Annotated in this window: 18 protein-coding genes and 1 riboswitch; of the genes, 8 read left to right on the forward strand and 10 right to left on the reverse strand. The window is 63.8% G+C overall.

Annotation, left to right across the window (positions count from 1 at the left end):
- Positions 1-24: 24 nt before the first annotated feature.
- Both AC3WUF_RS05530 and AC3WUF_RS05535 read right to left on the reverse strand, forming a co-directional pair.
- Positions 25-873, reverse strand: a complete 849-nt coding sequence (locus AC3WUF_RS05530) for a CheR family methyltransferase (RefSeq protein ID WP_492423227.1) — start codon at positions 871-873, stop codon at positions 25-27.
- Entirely contained in the window at positions 870-3,944 is a 3,075-nt protein-coding gene (locus AC3WUF_RS05535; RefSeq protein ID WP_492423229.1) for a hybrid sensor histidine kinase/response regulator, read from the reverse strand. Before AC3WUF_RS05535 ends, AC3WUF_RS05530 begins: the two co-directional genes overlap by 4 nt.
- A 190-nt stretch (positions 3,945-4,134) precedes the next feature.
- Here AC3WUF_RS05535 and AC3WUF_RS05540 point away from each other — a divergent pair, with 190 nt between their 5' ends.
- Both AC3WUF_RS05540 and AC3WUF_RS05545 read left to right on the forward strand, forming a co-directional pair.
- Complete coding sequence (locus tag AC3WUF_RS05540) at positions 4,135-6,045, forward strand: translocation/assembly module TamB domain-containing protein (RefSeq protein WP_492423231.1); 1,911 nt, start codon at positions 4,135-4,137, stop codon at positions 6,043-6,045.
- 58 nt (positions 6,046-6,103) lie between these two features.
- Positions 6,104-6,691: a YdbL family probable chaperone protein gene (locus tag AC3WUF_RS05545; protein ID WP_492423233.1), complete on the forward strand. Its 588-nt coding sequence runs from the start codon at positions 6,104-6,106 to the stop codon at positions 6,689-6,691.
- An 85-nt stretch (positions 6,692-6,776) separates the two neighbouring features.
- On the opposite strand, the gene AC3WUF_RS05550 is transcribed toward AC3WUF_RS05545, so the two are convergent.
- Both AC3WUF_RS05550 and AC3WUF_RS05555 read right to left on the reverse strand, forming a co-directional pair.
- Positions 6,777-7,355 carry a TMEM165/GDT1 family protein gene (locus AC3WUF_RS05550; protein ID WP_492423235.1) on the reverse strand — a complete coding sequence of 193 codons (579 nt, stop codon included), beginning with the start codon at positions 7,353-7,355 and terminating at the stop codon, positions 6,777-6,779.
- Between the two features lie 3 nt (positions 7,356-7,358).
- A riboswitch (yybP-ykoY riboswitch) is annotated at positions 7,359-7,532 on the reverse strand.
- 63 nt (positions 7,533-7,595) lie between these two features.
- Positions 7,596-8,015, reverse strand: a complete 420-nt coding sequence (locus AC3WUF_RS05555; RefSeq protein WP_492423237.1) for a hypothetical protein — start codon at positions 8,013-8,015, stop codon at positions 7,596-7,598.
- A 45-nt stretch (positions 8,016-8,060) separates the two neighbouring features.
- On the opposite strand from AC3WUF_RS05555, the gene AC3WUF_RS05560 reads away from it, so the two are divergent.
- On the forward strand, positions 8,061-8,621 hold the full coding sequence (locus AC3WUF_RS05560) for a DinB family protein (RefSeq protein ID WP_492423239.1): 561 nt from the start codon (positions 8,061-8,063) through the stop codon (positions 8,619-8,621).
- 6 nt (positions 8,622-8,627) lie between these two features.
- Here the strand turns inward: AC3WUF_RS05560 and AC3WUF_RS05565 are convergent, their stop codons facing one another.
- The 5 genes from AC3WUF_RS05565 to rpoZ all read right to left on the reverse strand — a co-directional run bounded on the left by AC3WUF_RS05565 (position 8,628) and on the right by rpoZ (position 10,735).
- Positions 8,628-8,786, reverse strand: coding sequence for a hypothetical protein (locus tag AC3WUF_RS05565; RefSeq protein WP_492423241.1), 159 nt, complete (start codon positions 8,784-8,786; stop codon positions 8,628-8,630).
- A gap of 48 nt (positions 8,787-8,834) precedes the next feature.
- Positions 8,835-9,698, reverse strand: a complete 864-nt coding sequence (locus tag AC3WUF_RS05570; protein ID WP_492423243.1) for a transglutaminase family protein — start codon at positions 9,696-9,698, stop codon at positions 8,835-8,837.
- 14 nt (positions 9,699-9,712) lie between these two features.
- The gene (locus tag AC3WUF_RS05575; RefSeq protein WP_492423245.1) at positions 9,713-10,099 is read right to left on the reverse strand and encodes a hypothetical protein; all 387 of its coding nucleotides are present in this window, start codon (positions 10,097-10,099) and stop codon (positions 9,713-9,715) included.
- Between the two features lie 24 nt (positions 10,100-10,123).
- On the reverse strand, positions 10,124-10,357 hold the full coding sequence (locus tag AC3WUF_RS05580; protein ID WP_492423247.1) for a hypothetical protein: 234 nt from the start codon (positions 10,355-10,357) through the stop codon (positions 10,124-10,126).
- 114 nt (positions 10,358-10,471) lie between these two features.
- Positions 10,472-10,735 (reverse strand): DNA-directed RNA polymerase subunit omega, encoded by a 264-nt coding sequence (rpoZ, locus tag AC3WUF_RS05585; RefSeq protein WP_492423249.1) that lies wholly within the window; start codon positions 10,733-10,735, stop codon positions 10,472-10,474.
- Between the two features lie 302 nt (positions 10,736-11,037).
- Between rpoZ and AC3WUF_RS05590 the strand changes: the two genes are divergently transcribed.
- From AC3WUF_RS05590 to AC3WUF_RS05600, 3 genes are all read left to right on the forward strand, one after another.
- Entirely contained in the window at positions 11,038-12,147 is a 1,110-nt protein-coding gene (locus tag AC3WUF_RS05590) for a helix-turn-helix domain-containing protein (protein ID WP_492423251.1), read from the forward strand.
- Between the two features lie 152 nt (positions 12,148-12,299).
- The gene (locus tag AC3WUF_RS05595) at positions 12,300-12,692 is read left to right on the forward strand and encodes a hypothetical protein (protein ID WP_492423253.1); all 393 of its coding nucleotides are present in this window, start codon (positions 12,300-12,302) and stop codon (positions 12,690-12,692) included.
- A gap of 77 nt (positions 12,693-12,769) precedes the next feature.
- Complete coding sequence (locus tag AC3WUF_RS05600; protein ID WP_492423255.1) at positions 12,770-13,180, forward strand: DCC1-like thiol-disulfide oxidoreductase family protein; 411 nt, start codon at positions 12,770-12,772, stop codon at positions 13,178-13,180.
- Positions 13,181-13,200: 20 nt separating this feature from the next.
- Here AC3WUF_RS05600 and AC3WUF_RS05605 read toward each other — a convergent pair whose 3' ends face one another.
- The gene (locus tag AC3WUF_RS05605) at positions 13,201-13,965 is read right to left on the reverse strand and encodes a TetR/AcrR family transcriptional regulator (RefSeq protein WP_492423257.1); all 765 of its coding nucleotides are present in this window, start codon (positions 13,963-13,965) and stop codon (positions 13,201-13,203) included.
- 213 nt (positions 13,966-14,178) lie between these two features.
- Here AC3WUF_RS05605 and AC3WUF_RS05610 point away from each other — a divergent pair, with 213 nt between their 5' ends.
- Positions 14,179-16,587 carry a TonB-dependent receptor gene (locus tag AC3WUF_RS05610; protein WP_492423259.1) on the forward strand — a complete coding sequence of 803 codons (2,409 nt, stop codon included), beginning with the start codon at positions 14,179-14,181 and terminating at the stop codon, positions 16,585-16,587.
- Between the two features lie 95 nt (positions 16,588-16,682).
- Positions 16,683-17,918 carry a serine hydrolase domain-containing protein gene (locus AC3WUF_RS05615; RefSeq protein WP_492423261.1) on the forward strand — a complete coding sequence of 412 codons (1,236 nt, stop codon included), beginning with the start codon at positions 16,683-16,685 and terminating at the stop codon, positions 17,916-17,918.
- Positions 17,919-18,114 lie beyond the last annotated feature (196 nt).

Below are 18,114 nucleotides of genomic sequence, written 5' to 3' on the forward strand. Positions count from 1 at the left end.
CTCCCCCTGTTCTGCCTTGTCTCTTCAGTGACGGCGGTACAGGCGCTCGCGCGCCGCCACCGTTTCGAATGCCGAGCCGTGCGCCGAAAGGCGCAGCGACTCGTGACTGCCCAACCCCAGAAAGCCGTGGCGCACCAGGGCTTCGCGAAACAGGCCGATCGCGCGATCCTGCAGCGAGCGGCCGAAATAGATCAGCACATTGCGACACGAGGTGAAATGCACCTCGGAGAAAACCGAGTCGGTCGCCAGGCTGTGATCGGCGAAGACCGCGCGGACCTGCAGGCTGCGTGCGAACGTCGCCGCGCCGTACGCCGCGACATAGTAGTCCGACAGCGAGCCGCGGCCGCCGGCAGCCAGATAATTGCGGCTGAAAGTCGCGACGCGATCGACCGGATAGATGCCGCTCTCCGCGGTGCGCAGGGCGTTCGCGTTGATGTCGGTGGCATAGAACCGCGTGCGGTCGAGCAGGCCTTCCTCATGAAACATGATCGCGAGCGACCAGAGCTCTTCGCCAGTGCTGCATCCGGCGACCCAGACCTTCACCGATGGATAGGTCTTCAAGGCCGGGACGACGTGCTTGCGCACGGCGGCGTAGTACTCGGGGTTGCGGAACATGTCGCTCACCTGGATGGTGAGATGGCGCAGCAGACGATCGAAGATGCCCGGTTCCGCCAGGACGCGATCCTGCAGCTGCCGCACGCTGTCCAGGCCCAGCGACGCCGACAGCATGTCGACGCGGCGCTGCAGCATCGCCGGTGCGTAGTCGCGGAAGTCGTGCTGATAACGCACGTACACGGCCTCGAGCAGGTCGCGGACGTCCGGAGCGATTTCCGGATCCATGGACGGATCGCTGCTCGACTCGGCACCGCTCATTGACGCAGCCACACCCGGCACAGCGACAGCAGCTTGTCGACGTCGATCGGCTTGGCGATGTAGTCGCTGGCGCCGGCATCGAGGCAGCGCTGGCGGTCCTCGGGCATCGCCTTCGCCGTCAGCGCGATGATGGGCAGCCGGGCCAATGCCGGCCGCGAACGGATTTCCTGTATCGCGGTGATGCCATCCATTTCCGGCATCATGATGTCCATCAGCACGAGGTCGTAGCCGCTGTCGTGCTCGAGCATCTCCAGCACCTCGCGCCCATTGCGCGCGATCTCGAGCTTGGCGCCGAGCGGTTCGATGACCTGCGAAAGCGCGAAGACATTGCGCACATCGTCCTCGGCGAGCAGCACCCGCCGGTTCTCGAAGGCGGCATCGCGCTGGCGTACTTCGCGCAGCATCGTTTGCTGATCCTGCGGCAGCTCGGCCTCGACGCTGTGCAGGAACAGGGTCACTTCGCTGAGCAGCCGCTCGGGCGACTTGGCGCCCTTGATGATGATCGACTTCGACAAGCGCCGGAGTTCCTGTTCGTCCGATTCCGACAGTGCCCTGCCGGTATAGACGATCACCGGCGGGAACGCGTGGCGGCCGCTGTCCGACATCTGCTGCAGCAGTTCGTAACCGGAACCGTCGGGCAGCGACAGGTCCATCACCACGCAATCGAACGGAGCTCCGGAGAGCTGCGTGAGCGCTTCGGCCATCGTGCCGGTGCCGACGATCTCGACATCGCTGCCGCGCAGCAGCAATGTCAGGGTCTCGCGCAGGGTGATGTCGTCCTCGACGAGCAGCAGGCGGCGCAGGCGCTTTTGCATGCGCCGCGTCAGGCCGAGTACCACGCGCTCGAGGTCTTCCCGCGCCGTCGGCTTGAAGGTGTAGCCGATCGCGCCGAGCTGCAGTGCCGTCTGCGCGTGGTCGGTCACCGAGATGATGTGCACCGGAATATGCCGCGTGTGCGGGTCCTGCTTCAGCCGGTCGAGCACGGTGAGTCCGGAGTCGTCCGGTAGACCCATGTCGAGCAGGATGCCGCAGGGGCGCATCTTGCGCGCGAGATTCAAGGCGTCGGCCGCGGTCGCGGCGAGGACGGCGTCGAAGTCGAGATCGTGGACCAGATCGTAGAGGATGCGCGCGAACGGCAGATCGTCCTCGACGATCAGGATCAGGCGGTCGCTGCGCGCATGCTCGCGATCGTCCGCGATCGGCGCGGCGTGCGTGATGACCGGCGCCGGCGAAGATTCCGCCGGCATCGCCGGCGCGGTCGGCGTACGCGAGCGCCATTGCGGCGGCGACAACACGCTGCTGTCTTCGATCGCCAATGGCAGCTCGAGACGGAAGCAACTGCCGCGGCCGACTTCGCTGCGGACATTGATCGTGCCCTGCAGGGCGCCGGCGAGTTGTCTGCAGATCGAAAGCCCCAGGCCGGTGCCGCCGTACTTGCGCGACGTCGTGCCGTCCGCCTGCATGAAAGCTTCGAAGATGACTTCCCGTTGTGAATCGGCAATGCCGATGCCGCTGTCCTGCACCTCGAAGGCGAGCATGCCGTCGCCGGCAGGCAGCACCCTCACGCGAATCTCGCCGCGTTCGGTGAACTTCAGCGCGTTGGACAGGAGATTGCGGAGAATCTGCTGCAGACAGCGGCGGTCGGAGACGAAGGATTGCGGCGCGGACGGCGCGGTCTCGAAGACCAGCGTCAGTTTCTTCTGCATCGCCAGCGGCCGGAACGTCATGTCCACTTCGTCGAACGCCGCGGCGATGTCGATCACTTCGACCTGCACGTCCAGACGCCCCGCCTCGATCTTGGACAGGTCGAGAATGTCGTTGATCAGCGTCAGCAACTCGGTGTTGGTGCTGTGGATCGACTGGGCATAGCGCACCTGTTCCGCGGTCAGCGTGCCGTGGCGGTTTTCCGCGAGCAGCTTGGCGAGGATCATCGAGCTATTGAGCGGCGTGCGCAGCTCATGCGACATGTTCGCCAGAAACTCGGACTTGTAGCGATTGGCCCGCTCGAGCAGATCGGCGTTCTCGGTCAGTCGCAGCTGAGCCGTCAGCAGCGCCTGCCGCTGCGCATCGAGATCGCTGGCGACCTCTTCAAGATTCCTGTTGCTCTGCTCCAGCTCGACCTGCTGCAGTTCGAGCCGCTCCTGCGAGGCCCGCAACTCCTGGCTCTGCGCTTCAAGCTCATCGAAGTTCTGCTCAAGCTCTGCCTGCTGGGCCTGCAGTTCTTCGCTCTGGCGCTGCGTCTCCTCCAGCAGTTCCTGCAGCCGCTGACGGTCGATGGCCGCGCGCATCGCCATGCCGATCGTCTCGGCCGACTGCGTCATCAGCTCGCTCGCCTCGCTGGTGGATGTGAGCGATGCGATGAAGCCCAGCTCGATCACGCCGACGACGCTGCCTTCGGCGGTCAGCGGCACGGCCAGTACGTTCTCTGGCGTGGATTGTCCCAACGCAGAGGCGACCTGCAGATGCCCCGAAGGCAGCCCCGCGGCGACCAGCACGCGCTTTTCGCGCAGGGCCTCGCCAAGCAGGCCCGCTGCGTCGACCGGCAAGCGTTCGCTCGGAACCTGATCCTCGCGCGCTCCCCAGACCGCCATCCGCAGCAGCTGGCCGCTTTCGAGGTTGTACAGCACGGCCGCACGCGCATCGAGATAACGGACCAGCGTCTTGAGGACCGCGGCCGCGACGACTTCGGGCGCCTGCTCGCCGCGTACGCCTTCGGACAGCGCCGATACGCCGGCCTGCAGCCAGGCGAAACGTCGCAGGCGTTCACGGTCGCGAAGCACGATGTACGCGGTGATGGCGACGAGCCAGACCGCCAGGACGCCCATCGAGCGGTTGACCGCGGCTGAAAATGGGTCGAGTCCCGGCGGCGAAAGCAGGAAGCCGAAGACGATCAGCGCCGTCGCGACTGCCGCCACCAGCAGTGGCGCCCGATGCTCGCGCGCGAACAGGCAAGCGGCACAAGGGACGAGATAGAGAACCCACTCGGTGGCCCCGAGCGGAGTCTGCAGATCAATCAAAAATACCGCCGCCAGCAGGCCGCTGACGATTCCAACAAAGAGACGGGTCGGCAACGGTTTCCCCCCTTGCAGAGGGGACATGGTACACAATTCCTTTTTTAGGACTCACGTGCCAGCGCGCGCTTTTTAGGTGCCGCGACGCTCCAGTTTTTTTGCACGAATGCGGGCTGCCGATCGTTGCGGCAACGATCGGGTTCTGCGTAGGAGAATTGAGAATCGCCGTGGACGCCGCCTGCAATATGCAATGAGCATCCCAACAATGCATGCGATTATCCCGACCATGTTGAGGCTCGCCGGACCGCTGCTTGCGCTGCTTGTCATGCTGGGACAGCCCGCGTTGGGTGCTGATCTGGGCCTGTCGGTCGGCGCCATCCGGGCATCGGGGTGGACGGTGCGCGGCGTGCAGTTCGACTTTGTTCCGCCCGACGATGTCGGTCTGACGATTGCGTCCATCGAAGTTGCCGGCCAGCCGCCGCTGCAAAAATTCCAGATGCGCTGCAAGCCGCTGCAATCGAGCGAAGGCATCCGGTGCGATCGCGCGGAGTTCACCGCGCTGCTGCCCGGCTGGGGCAAGGTGCAGGGAAAACTGCAAGGGCATTTCTACAGCGCCGAGCGCTGGCATGCCGAGCTGGAAATTCCGGCGCGCAAGCTGCGGGTGTCTCTGGATCAGAGCGGTGCGACATTGAGTGCGGCCTTGAGCGTCAAGGGGTTCACCTTCAGCGATGCCGCCGGCAAGTACGCCGCGGAAAACCTCGATCTCGACGCCAGGCTGCGCTGGCGCGGCGAACGCTGGGAGATTGATCTCGCGGCGCCGGGCGGGCAGGCGTACGCGGAGCCGCTGTTCTTCGATTTCGCGGCGCTGCCGCTGCGAGCGTCGGCCGTGCTCCGGCAGTTGCCGGACGGTTGGCGTATCGAGCAGGCGCATGCCACGCAGAGTGGGGTGGGCACGCTTGACGCCAATGGGCTGATCAACAAGCGCTACAAGCCGCGGCAGCTCGACGTCAATGTCGACGCGAGCGACCTGTCGGCAGCGCTGGCAACCTATGTGCAGCCCTTGCTCATCGGCACGAAGCTCGATGGCGCAGCCGCGAGCGGTCGGGCACAGGCACGGATTTCCTGGCGCGACGGTGCGCTGCAGAAGCTCGCCGCCAGGCTGGACAAGGTCGGCATCGGCTCCGACAAGCTCGGCCTGGAGATCGCCGGCCTCTCCGGCAACGTCGAGTGGGCGGGTGACACGGCTGCCGCGTCGAGGTTGAACTGGACCGGTGGCGCCTTGCGGCGCGTCCCGCTGGGGCCGTCGGAGATCGAGTTCCGCGCGCAGGCGAAGAGCCTCGAACTGCTGCAGGCCTGGCGCCAGCCGCTGCTCAACGGCGCACTCGGCGTGACCCGTCTGGCGCTGGACAATCTGGGGACGGCGCAGCTGAGCGCAGACTTCGAAGGGGAGGTCGAGCCGATCGATCTCGCGGCCCTGTGCAAGGCGCTGGGGTGGCCGGTGTTTTCCGGCACGCTCAGCGGCAAGCTGCCTGGCCTGAAGGTGCGCGACGACGTGTGGACCATCGATGGTGCACTGGAGGCGCGGGTCTTCGACGGCAACATCCGCATCGACAATCTGCGTGCGCTGCAGCCGATGGGCGCATTGCCGCGAGTGATGGCCGATCTGCAGATCCGGCGGCTCGATCTCGAACGTCTCACCAGTGCGTTCTCGTTCGGCCGCATCACCGGCAGGCTCGATGGCGACATCAGCGGCCTGCGCCTGCTCAACTGGAGCCCGGTGGCGTTCGATGGCCGCATCTATTCCACGCCGCGTGACAAGACCAGCAAGCGCATTTCGCAGCGCGCCATCGACAGCATCTCCTCGATCGGCGGCGGCCCTACCGGCGTGCTTGCGCGCGGCTTTCTGAGTGTGTTCGACGACTTCGCCTACGATCGCCTGGGCCTGAGCTGCGTCCTGCGCGACGGCGTCTGCACGATGGACGGCGTGGAACCTGCAGCGAGCAAAAGCGATCAAAGGGCCTACTACATCGTCAAAGGCCGGCTGCTGCCGCGCATCGACGTCGTCGGCTATGCTCAGAAGGTGTCGTGGGACAATCTGCTCTACCAGCTGAAAGCGGCGCAGGCCTCGGGTGGTCCGCAACTCGGACAGGAGGCGAAATGACTTGCTCGCCATGCGGGCGGCGAGTCTGCAATTTGATGAAGCTCAGAGGAGAAGTGACATGCTGAAGAAGACATCCGCCTGGCTTTTGGGCGCCACGTTCCTGGTCACGGCCTGCGTCACGATCAACGTCTACTTCCCGGCCGCCGCCGCGGAGAAGGCCGCGGACCGGATCATCGATGACGTCTGGCAGCAGCCTGCGGGCAAGGCCGCGACTCCGCCGCCGCCAACGTCGAGTCTTCCCGTTCGCGTGCTGGTCGCTGTCGCGGACTTCGTGATTCCGCGTGCCGAAGCGCAGCAGCCCAATATCGACATCAGCTCGCCGGAAGTGCAACGCATCACGGATTCGATGCAAACGCGCTTCGACCGGCTGAAGCCGTTCCTCGACTCCGGCGCCGCGGGATTGACGGGCGATGGCCTGATTGCCCTGCGCGACGCGAATGCCGTGCCGTTGGCACAGCGCAACGCCGCGAAGAGCGTCATCGCCGACGAGAACGCAGACCGCGCCGCGCTCTACCGGGAAATCGCCAGCGCCAACGGGCAGCCGCAGTGGGCCGGCCAGATCCAGAGCGTGTTCGCGCAGCGCTGGGTTGCCAAGGCACAGAGCGGTTGGTGGTATCAGGATTCGGCTGGCTGGAAGCAGAAGTAGCCGCCTGAAAAAAGCCCCGCGGAAGCGGGGCTTTTTCTTGCCGTGCGATCACGGCTGAATCCGGCAGCGAGTGGCGCGGCCTTGCTCAGAAACCCAAGCCGGCGCCAGCGCCCAGCAGCGTCGCGATGCCCAGCACCGCGAAGACTGCGGCGGCGATGGAATGCATCAGCCTCATCGGAATCTGCTTGGCCAGCCGCTCGCCGATGAATACCGCCGGCACGTCGGCGATCAGCATGCCCAGCGTCGTGCCGATCACGACCAGCAGCGGCGTTGCGTAGTGCGCCGCCATCGCGACCGTTGCGATCTGCGTCTTGTCGCCCATCTCGGCGAGGAAGAAGGTCACCAGCGTTGCTCCGAAGACGCCGAGGCGGGTCGCGACCCTGGCTTCGCTTTCTTCGAACTGGTCGGGGATCAGGGTCCAGGCTGCCATGCCGATGAACGAGATGCCGAGTACCCAGCGCAGCAACTCGGGACTCAAGGCCGTGGTGATCCAGGCGCCCAGCGCGCCGGCGATCCCGTGATTGACGATCGTCGCCAGCAGGATGCCGGCAATGATCGGCAAGGGCTTCTTGAATCGGGCGGCGAGGATGAACGCGAGGAGCTGGGTCTTGTCGCCGATTTCAGCGAGGGCGACGACACCGGTCGAGACGAATAGCGATTCCATCAGGGGTTCCACGGCCGGCTGCAGACGAATGACCACAACGCATCCCCGGCCAGCGGAGGCGATGTGGTCAAAGGTCTTGCCAAGCGAGAAACTGTTTACGCCATGACCTGCGGGTCAAGTGTGTTGACGTAAACCTCTTCGGGTCGAAGAGCGGCTACTCCCCAGTGACGGCGCAAGCATAACCGAACCGGCGGGAGCGGGGCCACCGGGGCCGTGGCCTTTGGCGGCGCCGTCGACAATCTAGTCTCTGCAGAATCCCTCGCCGGTCTTGACAGTCAGGCAATTGGATTTCTCCAGCAGCCACTTCATTCCGGTTTCCTTGCCGTCGGTGGCACGGATCAGTTCGGTCTGGCCGTTGCGCTCGAAGCTGAGCTGATCGCCCGCGGCCACGGCCTCGTAACGCTTGGGGCCGTCGAGATCGGCGATCTCCAGCGTGTAGCCGTTGCCGTTCTTCTCGATCGAGAGGTAGGTTCCTTCCGGACCGTTCCATCGGCCGATCCATTGGTCGACCGTGCTCGGCTTCTGCGCTTGCGCTTCGGCGCTGGGCAGTGGCGCCTCAGTCGCCAGTGGCGAGCGCACTTCAGCCGGCTCTCGCTGTTCGGTGCAGGCGCTCAGGAACAAGGCCGCCGCGAAAACTGCTTGCCATCTCTTGACGATCATCGGATTCTCGCTCTCGATTGCTCACACAGCCGTGAGGATATCGAGTTGCCGCTGTACCAGAGATTTACCAGAGCCGCAGCAGAGGGAGGTCGATCCGGGATGATCAATTGCGCTTACGTCCAGAAGATGGCCAGTTACAACGCCTGGATGAATGTCGGCATCTACGAGGCTTGCGCCAAATTGTCCGATGCAGATCGCAAGCGCGATATGGGCGCGTTCTTCAAGTCCATCCACGGAACCCTGAATCATCTGCTGCTCGCGGACAGCGTCTGGATCGCGCGATTCCGCAACCAGAGCTTGAATATTTCATCGCTCGATCAGGAGCTGCATTCGAGCTTCGAAACGCTCAGCGAGGAACGCAAGAAGACCGATCGGGAGATCGCAGCGTGGGCTGCCGGGCTGACCGAGAAGCAGCTCGCCGGCGTTTTTACCTACACGCCCATCACGAATCCGACGCCGCGCACGGCGTCCATGGCGCTCTCGGTGATGCATATGTTCAATCATCAGGCCCACCATCGCGGTCAGGTCACGACCTTGCTCATGCAGGCCGGTGTCGATCCGGGCGTGACGGATCTGCTCGCCATGCCGGCTTCAGCCAATCGATAACGCGCGCTAGCTGTCCGTCGCCTTCGGCGCAGCTTCGTCGTCGCTCGAGGCGGGGGTTGCCTCAGCGGCTTGCTGCGCCTGCTTCTTGAGCCGCTTCGCTTCCTGCTCTTTTGCTTTCTTCAGCTCGCGCTGGCGTTTGTCGAAACTGTAATTGGGTTTGGCCACGGTGAATTGTCCGATGTGGATTTGAGGGGAGTTTGGAAACGGGGTGCTTCACGAACCGACGGGCAGCTCGGTGACCCAGACACCGACTTCGAGGCGCGAGTCCGCGGTGCCGGAGAAGGAGCCCGATATCGGCGGCACGGCGTCCGCCGTGCGCCCGACGGCGACTGCAAAGTGATCCGGCCCCGCCAGCTGCGCAAGGGTCGGATCGAAACCCTTCCAGCCGGCGCCGGGCAGATAGACCTCCGCCCAGGCATGTGTCGCGCCGAGGTTGTCGATGGCGGCATCTGCGCGCAGGTAACCACTGACGAAGCGCGCCGCGAATCCCATGTCGCGCGCGGTGGCCATGAACAGTGCGGCGAAGTCGCGACAGGAGCCGCTGCCCAGGTTTACTGTGGATTGAGGATCCTGTACGCCGGCTTCATCGCGCACGCGGTAGGAGAGGCTGTTGCGGATCTTTTCATTGAGAGACTGCAGACGCGCAAAGGTCTCAGCGCCGGCTGTGTCAGCGCAGTCGCCGAGCCACTGCGACATGCTTGGCGAGTGCGCATGCGCATTGGAGGCCTGCAGATAGGGCGCCAGCACCGCAGCGTCGGTGGCCGAGTACTGAAACGGCCAGCGCGTCGCGGATTCGTCGAGCAGGAAGTCGTAGGGATTGACGTTCCACTGCTGGACGATGACGTCGCTCTCGATGGCGAGTTGCTGCGCCGGCTGGCTGAAAGCGGCGATCGCCACCGAGTTGTTTTCCGCGTCGCGCCGCCAGCGCAGCGAAGCCGCGGGTTCCACGTTCAAGGCCGACGCTTCGATGCGCAGCTCGTGGCTTTCTCGCGGACGCAGGCGCAACTCGTGCGCACCCAGGCTGACGGGCGCCGAGAAGTTGTAATAGGTTCGATGCAGGATCCGGAAGCGCTTCATGCGCAGCTTCGAGGCTAGTCGCGCCGGGCGCAGTCGATGTCGAAGCTCAGCGTTACCGGACAAGCATCGCCGCGCTTGGGAGAAACCGCGACCGCGCCGGTGCACGACGCTGTCCCGCTCGCGGTGCCGGAAGGGCTCTTCGCAGCGCCCGTAATCGCCTTGGTCAGGTCGAAGCCGCCGCCCTCGCAGTCTTTCGACGGACACTGCAGGATGAAATAAGCCTGCATGTCGCCGGTGTAGATCTGCGTGTACGGCGACAGGCGATCGGCACCGCTGAAACGCACCTTCAGGGAAATGTGCTCAAGCGCAGGAAAGCTGGACGAGATCGTTCGCGCCGTTTGATAGATCTGCAGGCGCTGCTCGCGCAGTTTCAGATCGACGGCGCGCGGTTTGTAGGCCATGACACTGTAGCTCGCATGAAGTGATTAGCCGGCGGTGCCGATGACCGGTGCCGAAGGGGGTGCCGTACGCAAGGCAAGCGCCCAGCCTGTGTTGAGGCCTTTGCGCAGTACCGTGCCGCAGGTGTTGCAGGCATACAGCTTCTGGTTTCCGGAGGATGCGTAACCAGAGGTGCTTGCCGAGCCGGGGCGCCCCAGGCGGGCGTGCGCATCCCAGGTCGAGGGAAGGCCGATCTGATCCGAGCATCTCTGACAGGTCACGGGGAATTCCTTCGATAGATGCCGCGTGATCGGAGATGCTGCGTTTACGAGTACACCGGGATGACGCGGCAATCGATCCAGGCCGGAACGGCCGATCGCCTCAGACCTGCCGCGTCAGACCTCGTTGCCGATCTCGGGGAAATCGAGCGTCGAGATCGTGGTGCGGACTTCGGGAAGGTCGGCTTCAACGAGCACGGACATTCCGACGAATCCAGCGGCCACTTCCTTGAGCGTCAGCACCGTCGACTTGTGATCCTGCCAGGGCAGGTGGGCAGGTGCGCCACGGGCCAGCTGGCGTGCGCGCTTGGACGCTACCAGACACAGGTCGAATTGATTGGGGATCCGGACGAGACAGTCTTCTACAGTGACGCGTGCCATGGGACTTGCCCTGATTTGCCGCAATAGCACGGTAAGCCACTATATAGCCATTTGCCCTTCTTCACCGGGCCCGGGCCGGAATCCTGCGCTTTGAGCGCGGTGCGCGGCAGCGCTTCCGCGGGACGGTTCTCCCCAGCTACAGCCTTCGGGCGGGCGGCGTTTCGTGGGCCGCGGTTTGGGTGCAGCAGACGCAGGGAAGTTCGCCAGCGCAGCGCTCGAGGTTGCGCATAACGAACCTCGGCCGGTGAAGTCGAGTCGATGCGCCATCCCGCCTGGCAAGACCTACGCCCGCTACACTTCCGATGCTGCGGCCAGCGGCCGAGGCCCGCCAAGCTGCAGGAATCTGCCCAAGGAACGGACCTGGATACATGATCGCTGTTCATGACGTGCTTCAGACGACGACGCTTCTGCTGATCGGGTTTTCTGTTTTCAGCCTCGCCATCCTGCTGGTTGCACACGTCTTCTATCTGAACTCGCGCAAGACAGCGCCGGGAATGTTCGCCTGCGCGATGCTGTGCGTCTCGCTCGCCGGCCTGCAGATGGCGCATCTCCAGCATTTGCAGACGGGATCGGATCTGTTCCAGTCGCTTGCGTATGTCGTCATGCTGTTCGCGACGCCGCCGGCGTTCTACTTTTTCAGTCGCGACCTGCTGTTGCCGGAGACCAGGTTCTCCGCGGTGGACCTGCTGCATCTGCTGCCGCCAGTGTGCGGGCTTCTGCTGCCGTCAGGCTGGATTGCCCCGATGGCTTTTGCCCTGGGCACGGCTTACTCGTTGTGGCTGGCGAGAATCGTCTATGGCATGCGGCGGCATGTCGGCCGCTTCAAGTTCGAGATGTTCTTTTTTGGATTGTTCGCGGCGCTGGCTGTCGTGGTGCTCGCACTCGTCTGTTCCGTGCCGTGGATTGGCGCGTCCGCCTTCCATATGGCGTATGCGAACGCCATCGGCATTGCCTTGGTGCTGATCACTGCGGCGCTGCTGATCTTCCCGGAGATCGTCGCCGACATTGCCGAAACCGCCAAGCTGGCCTACGCCAACTCGACGCTCAAGAGCGTCAATGCGCAAGCCAAGCTGGCGATGCTCGACGCCTTGATGAGCACCGACAAGCTCTACACGAATGAAAACCTGAGCCTAGCGCTGCTCGCGGAAACCATGGAGCTGAGCCCTCATCAGCTGTCGGAGCTGATCAACTCCAAATTCGGTGTCGGCTTCTCGCGATACATCCGCGAGCGGCGGGTGGAGGAAGCCAAGCGCATTCTGAGCGAGGATCAGCGATCCTCGGCGCTGTCGGTCGGGATGATGTGCGGGTTCGGGTCTCAATCGAACTTCTACGCGGCTTTCCGGGAAGTCACCGGAATGTCGCCCGCCGCCTTCCGCAAAGGCCGGCTCAAGCCGGGATCGATTCCCGAATGATGATTCCGGAAACCCACAAGTCCCTGATAACAAAGGATCGAAAAAATATCTGTTCCAGATTGATGAGCCTGGAAGATTGAGCCGCATCGGCGCTCCACAGTGGCCTGGCGAATCCGCGCCGCGGGTTCACCCAGCCCATCAGGAGACAGGTCGTGCTCAACTCAATCACCTACATCATTTATCTCGGTCTCAGCATCTTCGTCACGGTCTTTGTGTCGCGCACCCTCAGCAGGAACGGCCTGCCGTTCCTGGTGCGGGGGTTCAAGGGCGACGAGGAACTGGCGGCTTCGATCAACCACTTGCTGGTCGTCGGCTTCTACTTGGTCAATCTGGGCTTCGTCTTGCTGAAGATGAAGACCGGTGTCGACATCGACGGCATCGAGCAGCTCATCATCTACCTGGCTTCGGGCATCGGCGTCGTCTTGTTCGTCCTGGGCCTGGCGCACTTCTTCAACATGTACGTCATCCATCGGCTGGGGCGCAGCGGCATCCAGTTCGGCAGCCCGGCGGCGGAGGTTCAGCCGGTGCGCCCGACGGGCAAGTAAGCATCGCTCTCGATCACAAGGGGCGCAGCTCGCCAGACCAGCGGGCTGTCGCCCCGGAGACACAAAGGAATATCGCTATGAACAGCCATGCTGAAGTCTTGGTGATCTACGACAAGGAATGCCCCGCGTGCAATTTCTACTGCAACATGGTGCGCATCCGCGAATCTGTCGGCCGGCTTGTCCTCGTCGATGCGCGGGCCGGCGGCCCGGTCATGGCGGATATCTCGGCCCGCGGCCTGGATGTCGATCAGGGCATGATCGTGATCGTCGGCAAGCAGATGTACTACGGCGCCGACGCGATTCATGCGCTGGCGCTCATGGGCACAAATCAAGGCGCCTTCAATCGGCTGGCCTACTGGTCCTTCCGGTCACGCGCGCTCTCCAGGGTTCTTTATCCCCTGCTGAGAGGCTGCCGAAATCTGCTGCTCAAGATCCTGCGCAAGAGCAAGATCAACAATCTTCAAGTCGCCGGGAACGATCGCTTCTGAGGCTCAATCCTGCGCTGAGATCAGCTTGCGGTTCTGCGACGAGCCGGTCGCTTTGCGACTTTCCGCGCGGCCTTGGTCTTCGCATGGCGCGCGCGCAGATCCTTGAAGCTGCTGGTGTAGGCCTGCATCATGGATTCGAGAATCGACGGAAGGTCCGAGGAGTTGCAGCGTCCTTCCGAGAGTTCGTCGATGCGTCCGGTCTGCGCGAAGCTCAAGGTCAGGCTGCCGGAGATCAGGTGGTAGAACCAGTAGATCTTCGCCTTAGGGACTTCTGGTGCCAGCTGGATCAGCAGCTCGATGAAGCGATGCACCGTGCTGTTGAAGGTGTAGCTCATGTAGTCGCGGCTGTGCGCGCGCGAGGAGTTGATGCTGCTGACGATGGCCGCGTAGTGCCCCCAGTAGGCCGTGTTGCCATGAATCGTTTCGAACGCCGGCCGCAGGAACACATCGAACGCGCCGTCGATCGTCGGCCGGCCGCCATGCGCGGCGAGGTAAGCGTCCATGGCCTTGTTGCGGATTGCGTTGATCTCCGCCGACTTGCGCAGCAGCACTGCACGGAACACGCCCTCCAGATCGCCGAAGTAGTAATGCACCAGTGAAGTGTCGACGTGCGACTCGACGGCGATCGCCCGCAGCGTGACCCCCTCGCGGCCATGCAGTGCAAAAAGCTGCTCCGCCACATCGAGAATGGCGGCCATCGTCTCTTCGCGCCGCTCGGCTTTGGGGCGGTTTCGAGGCTTCTTCGCCTTGGGGGTTCGGGCGGTACGCAGATCGTTGAGATCCATTTCAGGCAGGGCGGACAGTCGGTGAAGTAGGGCGATTTACAGTAGCAGCAGCCTGGCGCGCATGCCGCATCGTGCCTCGCCGGCGCGGGCCGGCGCGGCGGCTTTGCTTTTGCCAGCCTTGGCATTATATTAATAATTGATTCATTAATAAATAAACATCGCGTCCGGCAGCCCGCCATGACAGTGATGGAACCGCGGATCGAGGAGAGTGCAGTGCGCAGTTCAATCACCCAGGGCAGCGCGTGGCTGCTGGTTGCGATGGCGGTCGTCGTCGGCCCCGCCGTTGCGCAAGAGGCCGTCGAGCCTGCAGAACCTGCTGCGGAAGACACGCAGCCCGTCAACGCTCCACTGCCTGTCGAAGCCACGGTGGATACCATCGACGTGGATCCGCTGCGTGCCCCTGAGCCCCAGGCCGATCTGGCCGAGAACAGCGACGTCGTGAGGATCGAGGAGATCGTCGTCACCGCGACCAAACGCGAAAAGCCGCTGCGCGACATTCCCGCCTCCATCAGCGCGATCAGCGGTGAGAAACTCGAGCACGAGGGTCACCTGAACCTGATCGACTACATCCAGGACACGCCGGGGGTCACCGTCACCCAGTCGACGCCGGGCCTGACCCGGTTTTCGATGCGCGGCGTCAGTACCGACACCGCGCCGAGCTCGATCATTCCTTCCGCGGTCGGCTTCTTCATCGGCGATACGTCCTTCACCGATCCCTACGTCGCCAATGTCATTCCCGACCTGTCAGCGTTCGATCTGTTCGGCGTGCAGGTGCTCAAGGGGCCGCAGGGCACCCTGTTCGGCGGCTCGGCATTGTCCGGTGCCCTGCGCTATGAACTGCAGGACCCGGTTCTCGGCGAGTGGCAGCTGCGTGCCTTCGGCCAGGTGAGCCAGCCCAAGGGCGGCAGCCAGGCAGTCACCGAAGGTCTGGCGGTCAATGTTCCACTGTTCGGCAATGACGAGATGGCGATGCGCCTGACCTATCTGCGCCGCCAGTATCCGGGCACGATCGACGATACCTACGGCGATCAGGAAGACGTCAACGAAGGCGACGGTGATCAGATCCGCGGCATCCTGCTCTGGCAGCCGGGCAACTGGAAGATGAAGTTCACGCACCTCAGCCAGGACTACGACGCGGAGAACGAGATCAACGCGACGGATGCGATCGACGATTCGCGCAGCAACGGCCTCAACGTGATCGCGTCACCCGCCTCCAATGAGTTCGGTCTGGACTCGCTGGAACTGGGGTACGACTTCGACAGCATGCGCCTCGTGTCGCTCAGCTCGCGGCTGTTCAAGAGCTACAACGCAGTGAGCGACGGAACCTCGGCGCTGTTCGGGCCTCCGCCGCGCGGCTATCCGCCGGCGCTGACGGTTTTCAACAGCGTCGATGTCGATTCTCGGCAGTTCTCCCAGGAGCTGCGTCTGCAGTCGACGGATTCGGGTCCGTTCGAATGGCTGGTGGGCGCCTACTACTACACCTACAAGATCGATTTCGCGCTGGGCAACGAGCTTTCGTTGCTGCGCGACCTGACCAACGACGACACGCTGCTCATTACGCTGCTGAACCAGATCGGACTTGGCGAGCCGCTGACCAGCAACACGACACTGCTCAACGCGACGACGCATTCGAAGTCCGATGAAAAAGCCCTCTTCTTCGATCTAACCTGGAAGCCCTGGGAACCGCTGGAACTGGAAGCCGGCGCGCGCCTTTACGAAACCTCGGTGGACGGCGACCTCTACGGCTACGGCATTCTGGTGCGCGCGATCAACCAGGGGCCGAACGTCAATCAGAGTGCCGATATCGTCGAGCGCGGCGTCAATCCGCGCTTCACCGCGACCTGGCACTTCAGCGACAGTGCACTGACCTACGCGCAGGTGGCCAAGGGTTTCCGCTTCGGCGGCATCCAGATCGCGCCGTCCACCGCGACCAACGGCATTCCGCCAACCTTCAAATCCGATTCGCTGTGGAACTACGAACTCGGTCTGCGCACCAGCTGGCTGGACCGCACGCTCAACGCCGACATCACCGCTTTCTATATCCAGTACAAGAATCCGATCCTGCAGCAGAACGCGCAGAGCTCGCAGGGCGGCCTGCCCACCGGCTACCTGGACAACGTTGCCTCGTCGACCAGCAAGGGACTGGAGACCAGCCTGCTGTGGTACACGCCGATCAACGGATTGAGCCTGTCGCTCAGTGCCGCCTTCACGACCGCATTCAACACGGCGCCCTACACAGCGGCGAACGGTGAGTTGATCGAGCCGGGCGACCAGATGCCGGGCGTTGCTCCGCAGCAATACAACGGCAGCATCCAGTACGTGCGGCCGATGGGCGCGTTCACCCTCGGCATGAGCACCGGCTACAACTACATCGGCAAGGGCTACAGCAATCTGCAGCACGACGTGGAGATCAATGGCTACGGCACGCTCAAGGCCGGTGTCATTCTCAGCAGCGATGCCTGGCGCTGGCGCCCCAAGCTGGCGTTCAATGTCGACAATCTGCTGGACACCGTTGCCGCGACCGGCGGGCAGATCAACATGCCGGTGGCGGCTTCGCCGTTCTACACTTACTTTCTCAATGCGCCGCGCACCTACACGGTGCGCCTGAGCGTTGACTTCTAGCGCCTGAGCCTTGACTTCCAGTGCCAGGTCACTCGACGCTGGCCCTGGATCGATATCATCGCGGACTCGTTACACAAGCGCAGAAGAGGTCAGGGATGGGCAAGGTTGAAGGCTGGGTTGCACCGGGTTTCGAGCGGGTCCGAGAGACCATCGAGGCGATGCCCGCACCGTGGGCGCGTGGCGGCGGCAGCCTCGCGGCCTACGTCCGCGGCAAACCGGTCGTGGACCTGTGGGGCGGCCAGGCGCGGCCGGGCCAGGCCTGGCAGCAGGATTCGCTGGCTTGTGTCGCGTCGATCACCAAGGCCTGGGCCGCCATTGTCGTCGAGCGACTCGTCGAACAAGGTCTGCTTGATCACACGAGCCCGGTCAGCACCTGGTGGCCGGAGTTCGCCGCCAACGGCAAGGAGCGGGTCACGCTCCACCAACTCTTCACCCACTCGTCCGGCGTCCTCGGCTTTGACGGCAGCCAGGCGTTTCTTGACGCCGACAGCTGCAATGGCTGGAAAGACCTCGACGGCATTGCCGCGCGCCTCGCCGCCTCGACACCGTCATGGACGCCTGGAACGCGCACCGGCTACCACGCGGTCTCGTACGGCTGGTTGCTCAACGAACTGGTGCGGCGCGTGTCGGGCAGCACCATCGGCGAATTGTTCGATCGCGACATCGCCAAGCCGCTCGGCCTCGACCTGCACCTCGGGACTTCGATCGCAGACCAGCAGCGCGTTGCCTTTGCGATATCGCCCGACCCTAGCAAGGGGCCCTGGTTGATGCGCAAGTTGCTCGCCTCCGCCAGGCGCAACGGCTCCGACCCGCAGACCCTGTTCGGGCGGGCGCTGATCGGCGATGGGGAAACGACCATCCTCGACCGCGCCCCTGCATACATCCAGATTCCGGCGTGGCTAGAGTCCGAGGTGCCGGCCAGCAACGGCACGGCGACGGCCCGCTCGCTGGCGCGGCTGTTCGCGACACTCGCCGGTGGTGGCGAACTCGACGGCGTGCGCATTCTCAAGCCGGCAACGATCGAGGTCATGCGCGAAGTGCGCGGGCACGTCGCCGATTTCGTGATGAGCGAGCCGCTACCCGCGTTTCTCAAGCCGCTGCTGCCCAAGGTGAAGACGACGTACGGCCTGTACCCGAACAACAAGCGCCAGCGCAAGCTCCAGCTGGGACCGAATCCCGCGTCCTTCGCGGCAATGGGCTTCGGCGGTCAGCTCGTGATGGGCGATCCCGACGCGCAGCTGTCTCTTGCGAGCGTCGTCACCGACTTCACCCCCGGCGTCGACGCCGCGCTGCAGCAGCCGGCGCTGGCGGCGCTCTATCGCTGTCTGTAAGCGGGCAAAAGCGGCTGTTCTGCTCAGGGTTTACTAAGGACTCGACCGGCAATCCCGTATCTACTGCGTACCTGCATGCTGCGCCGCGCCATCCGCACCCGGCTCTGATGGTTTCGTGACAACATCCGCAGGGTGCGCGGGGGGACTCGCGTATCGGCGTCGGCGGCTTATAAGCCGGTTCAGTTGTATCGCGCGG

The sequence above is a fragment of the Fontimonas sp. FW305-C-3 genome, assembly GCF_058783185.1.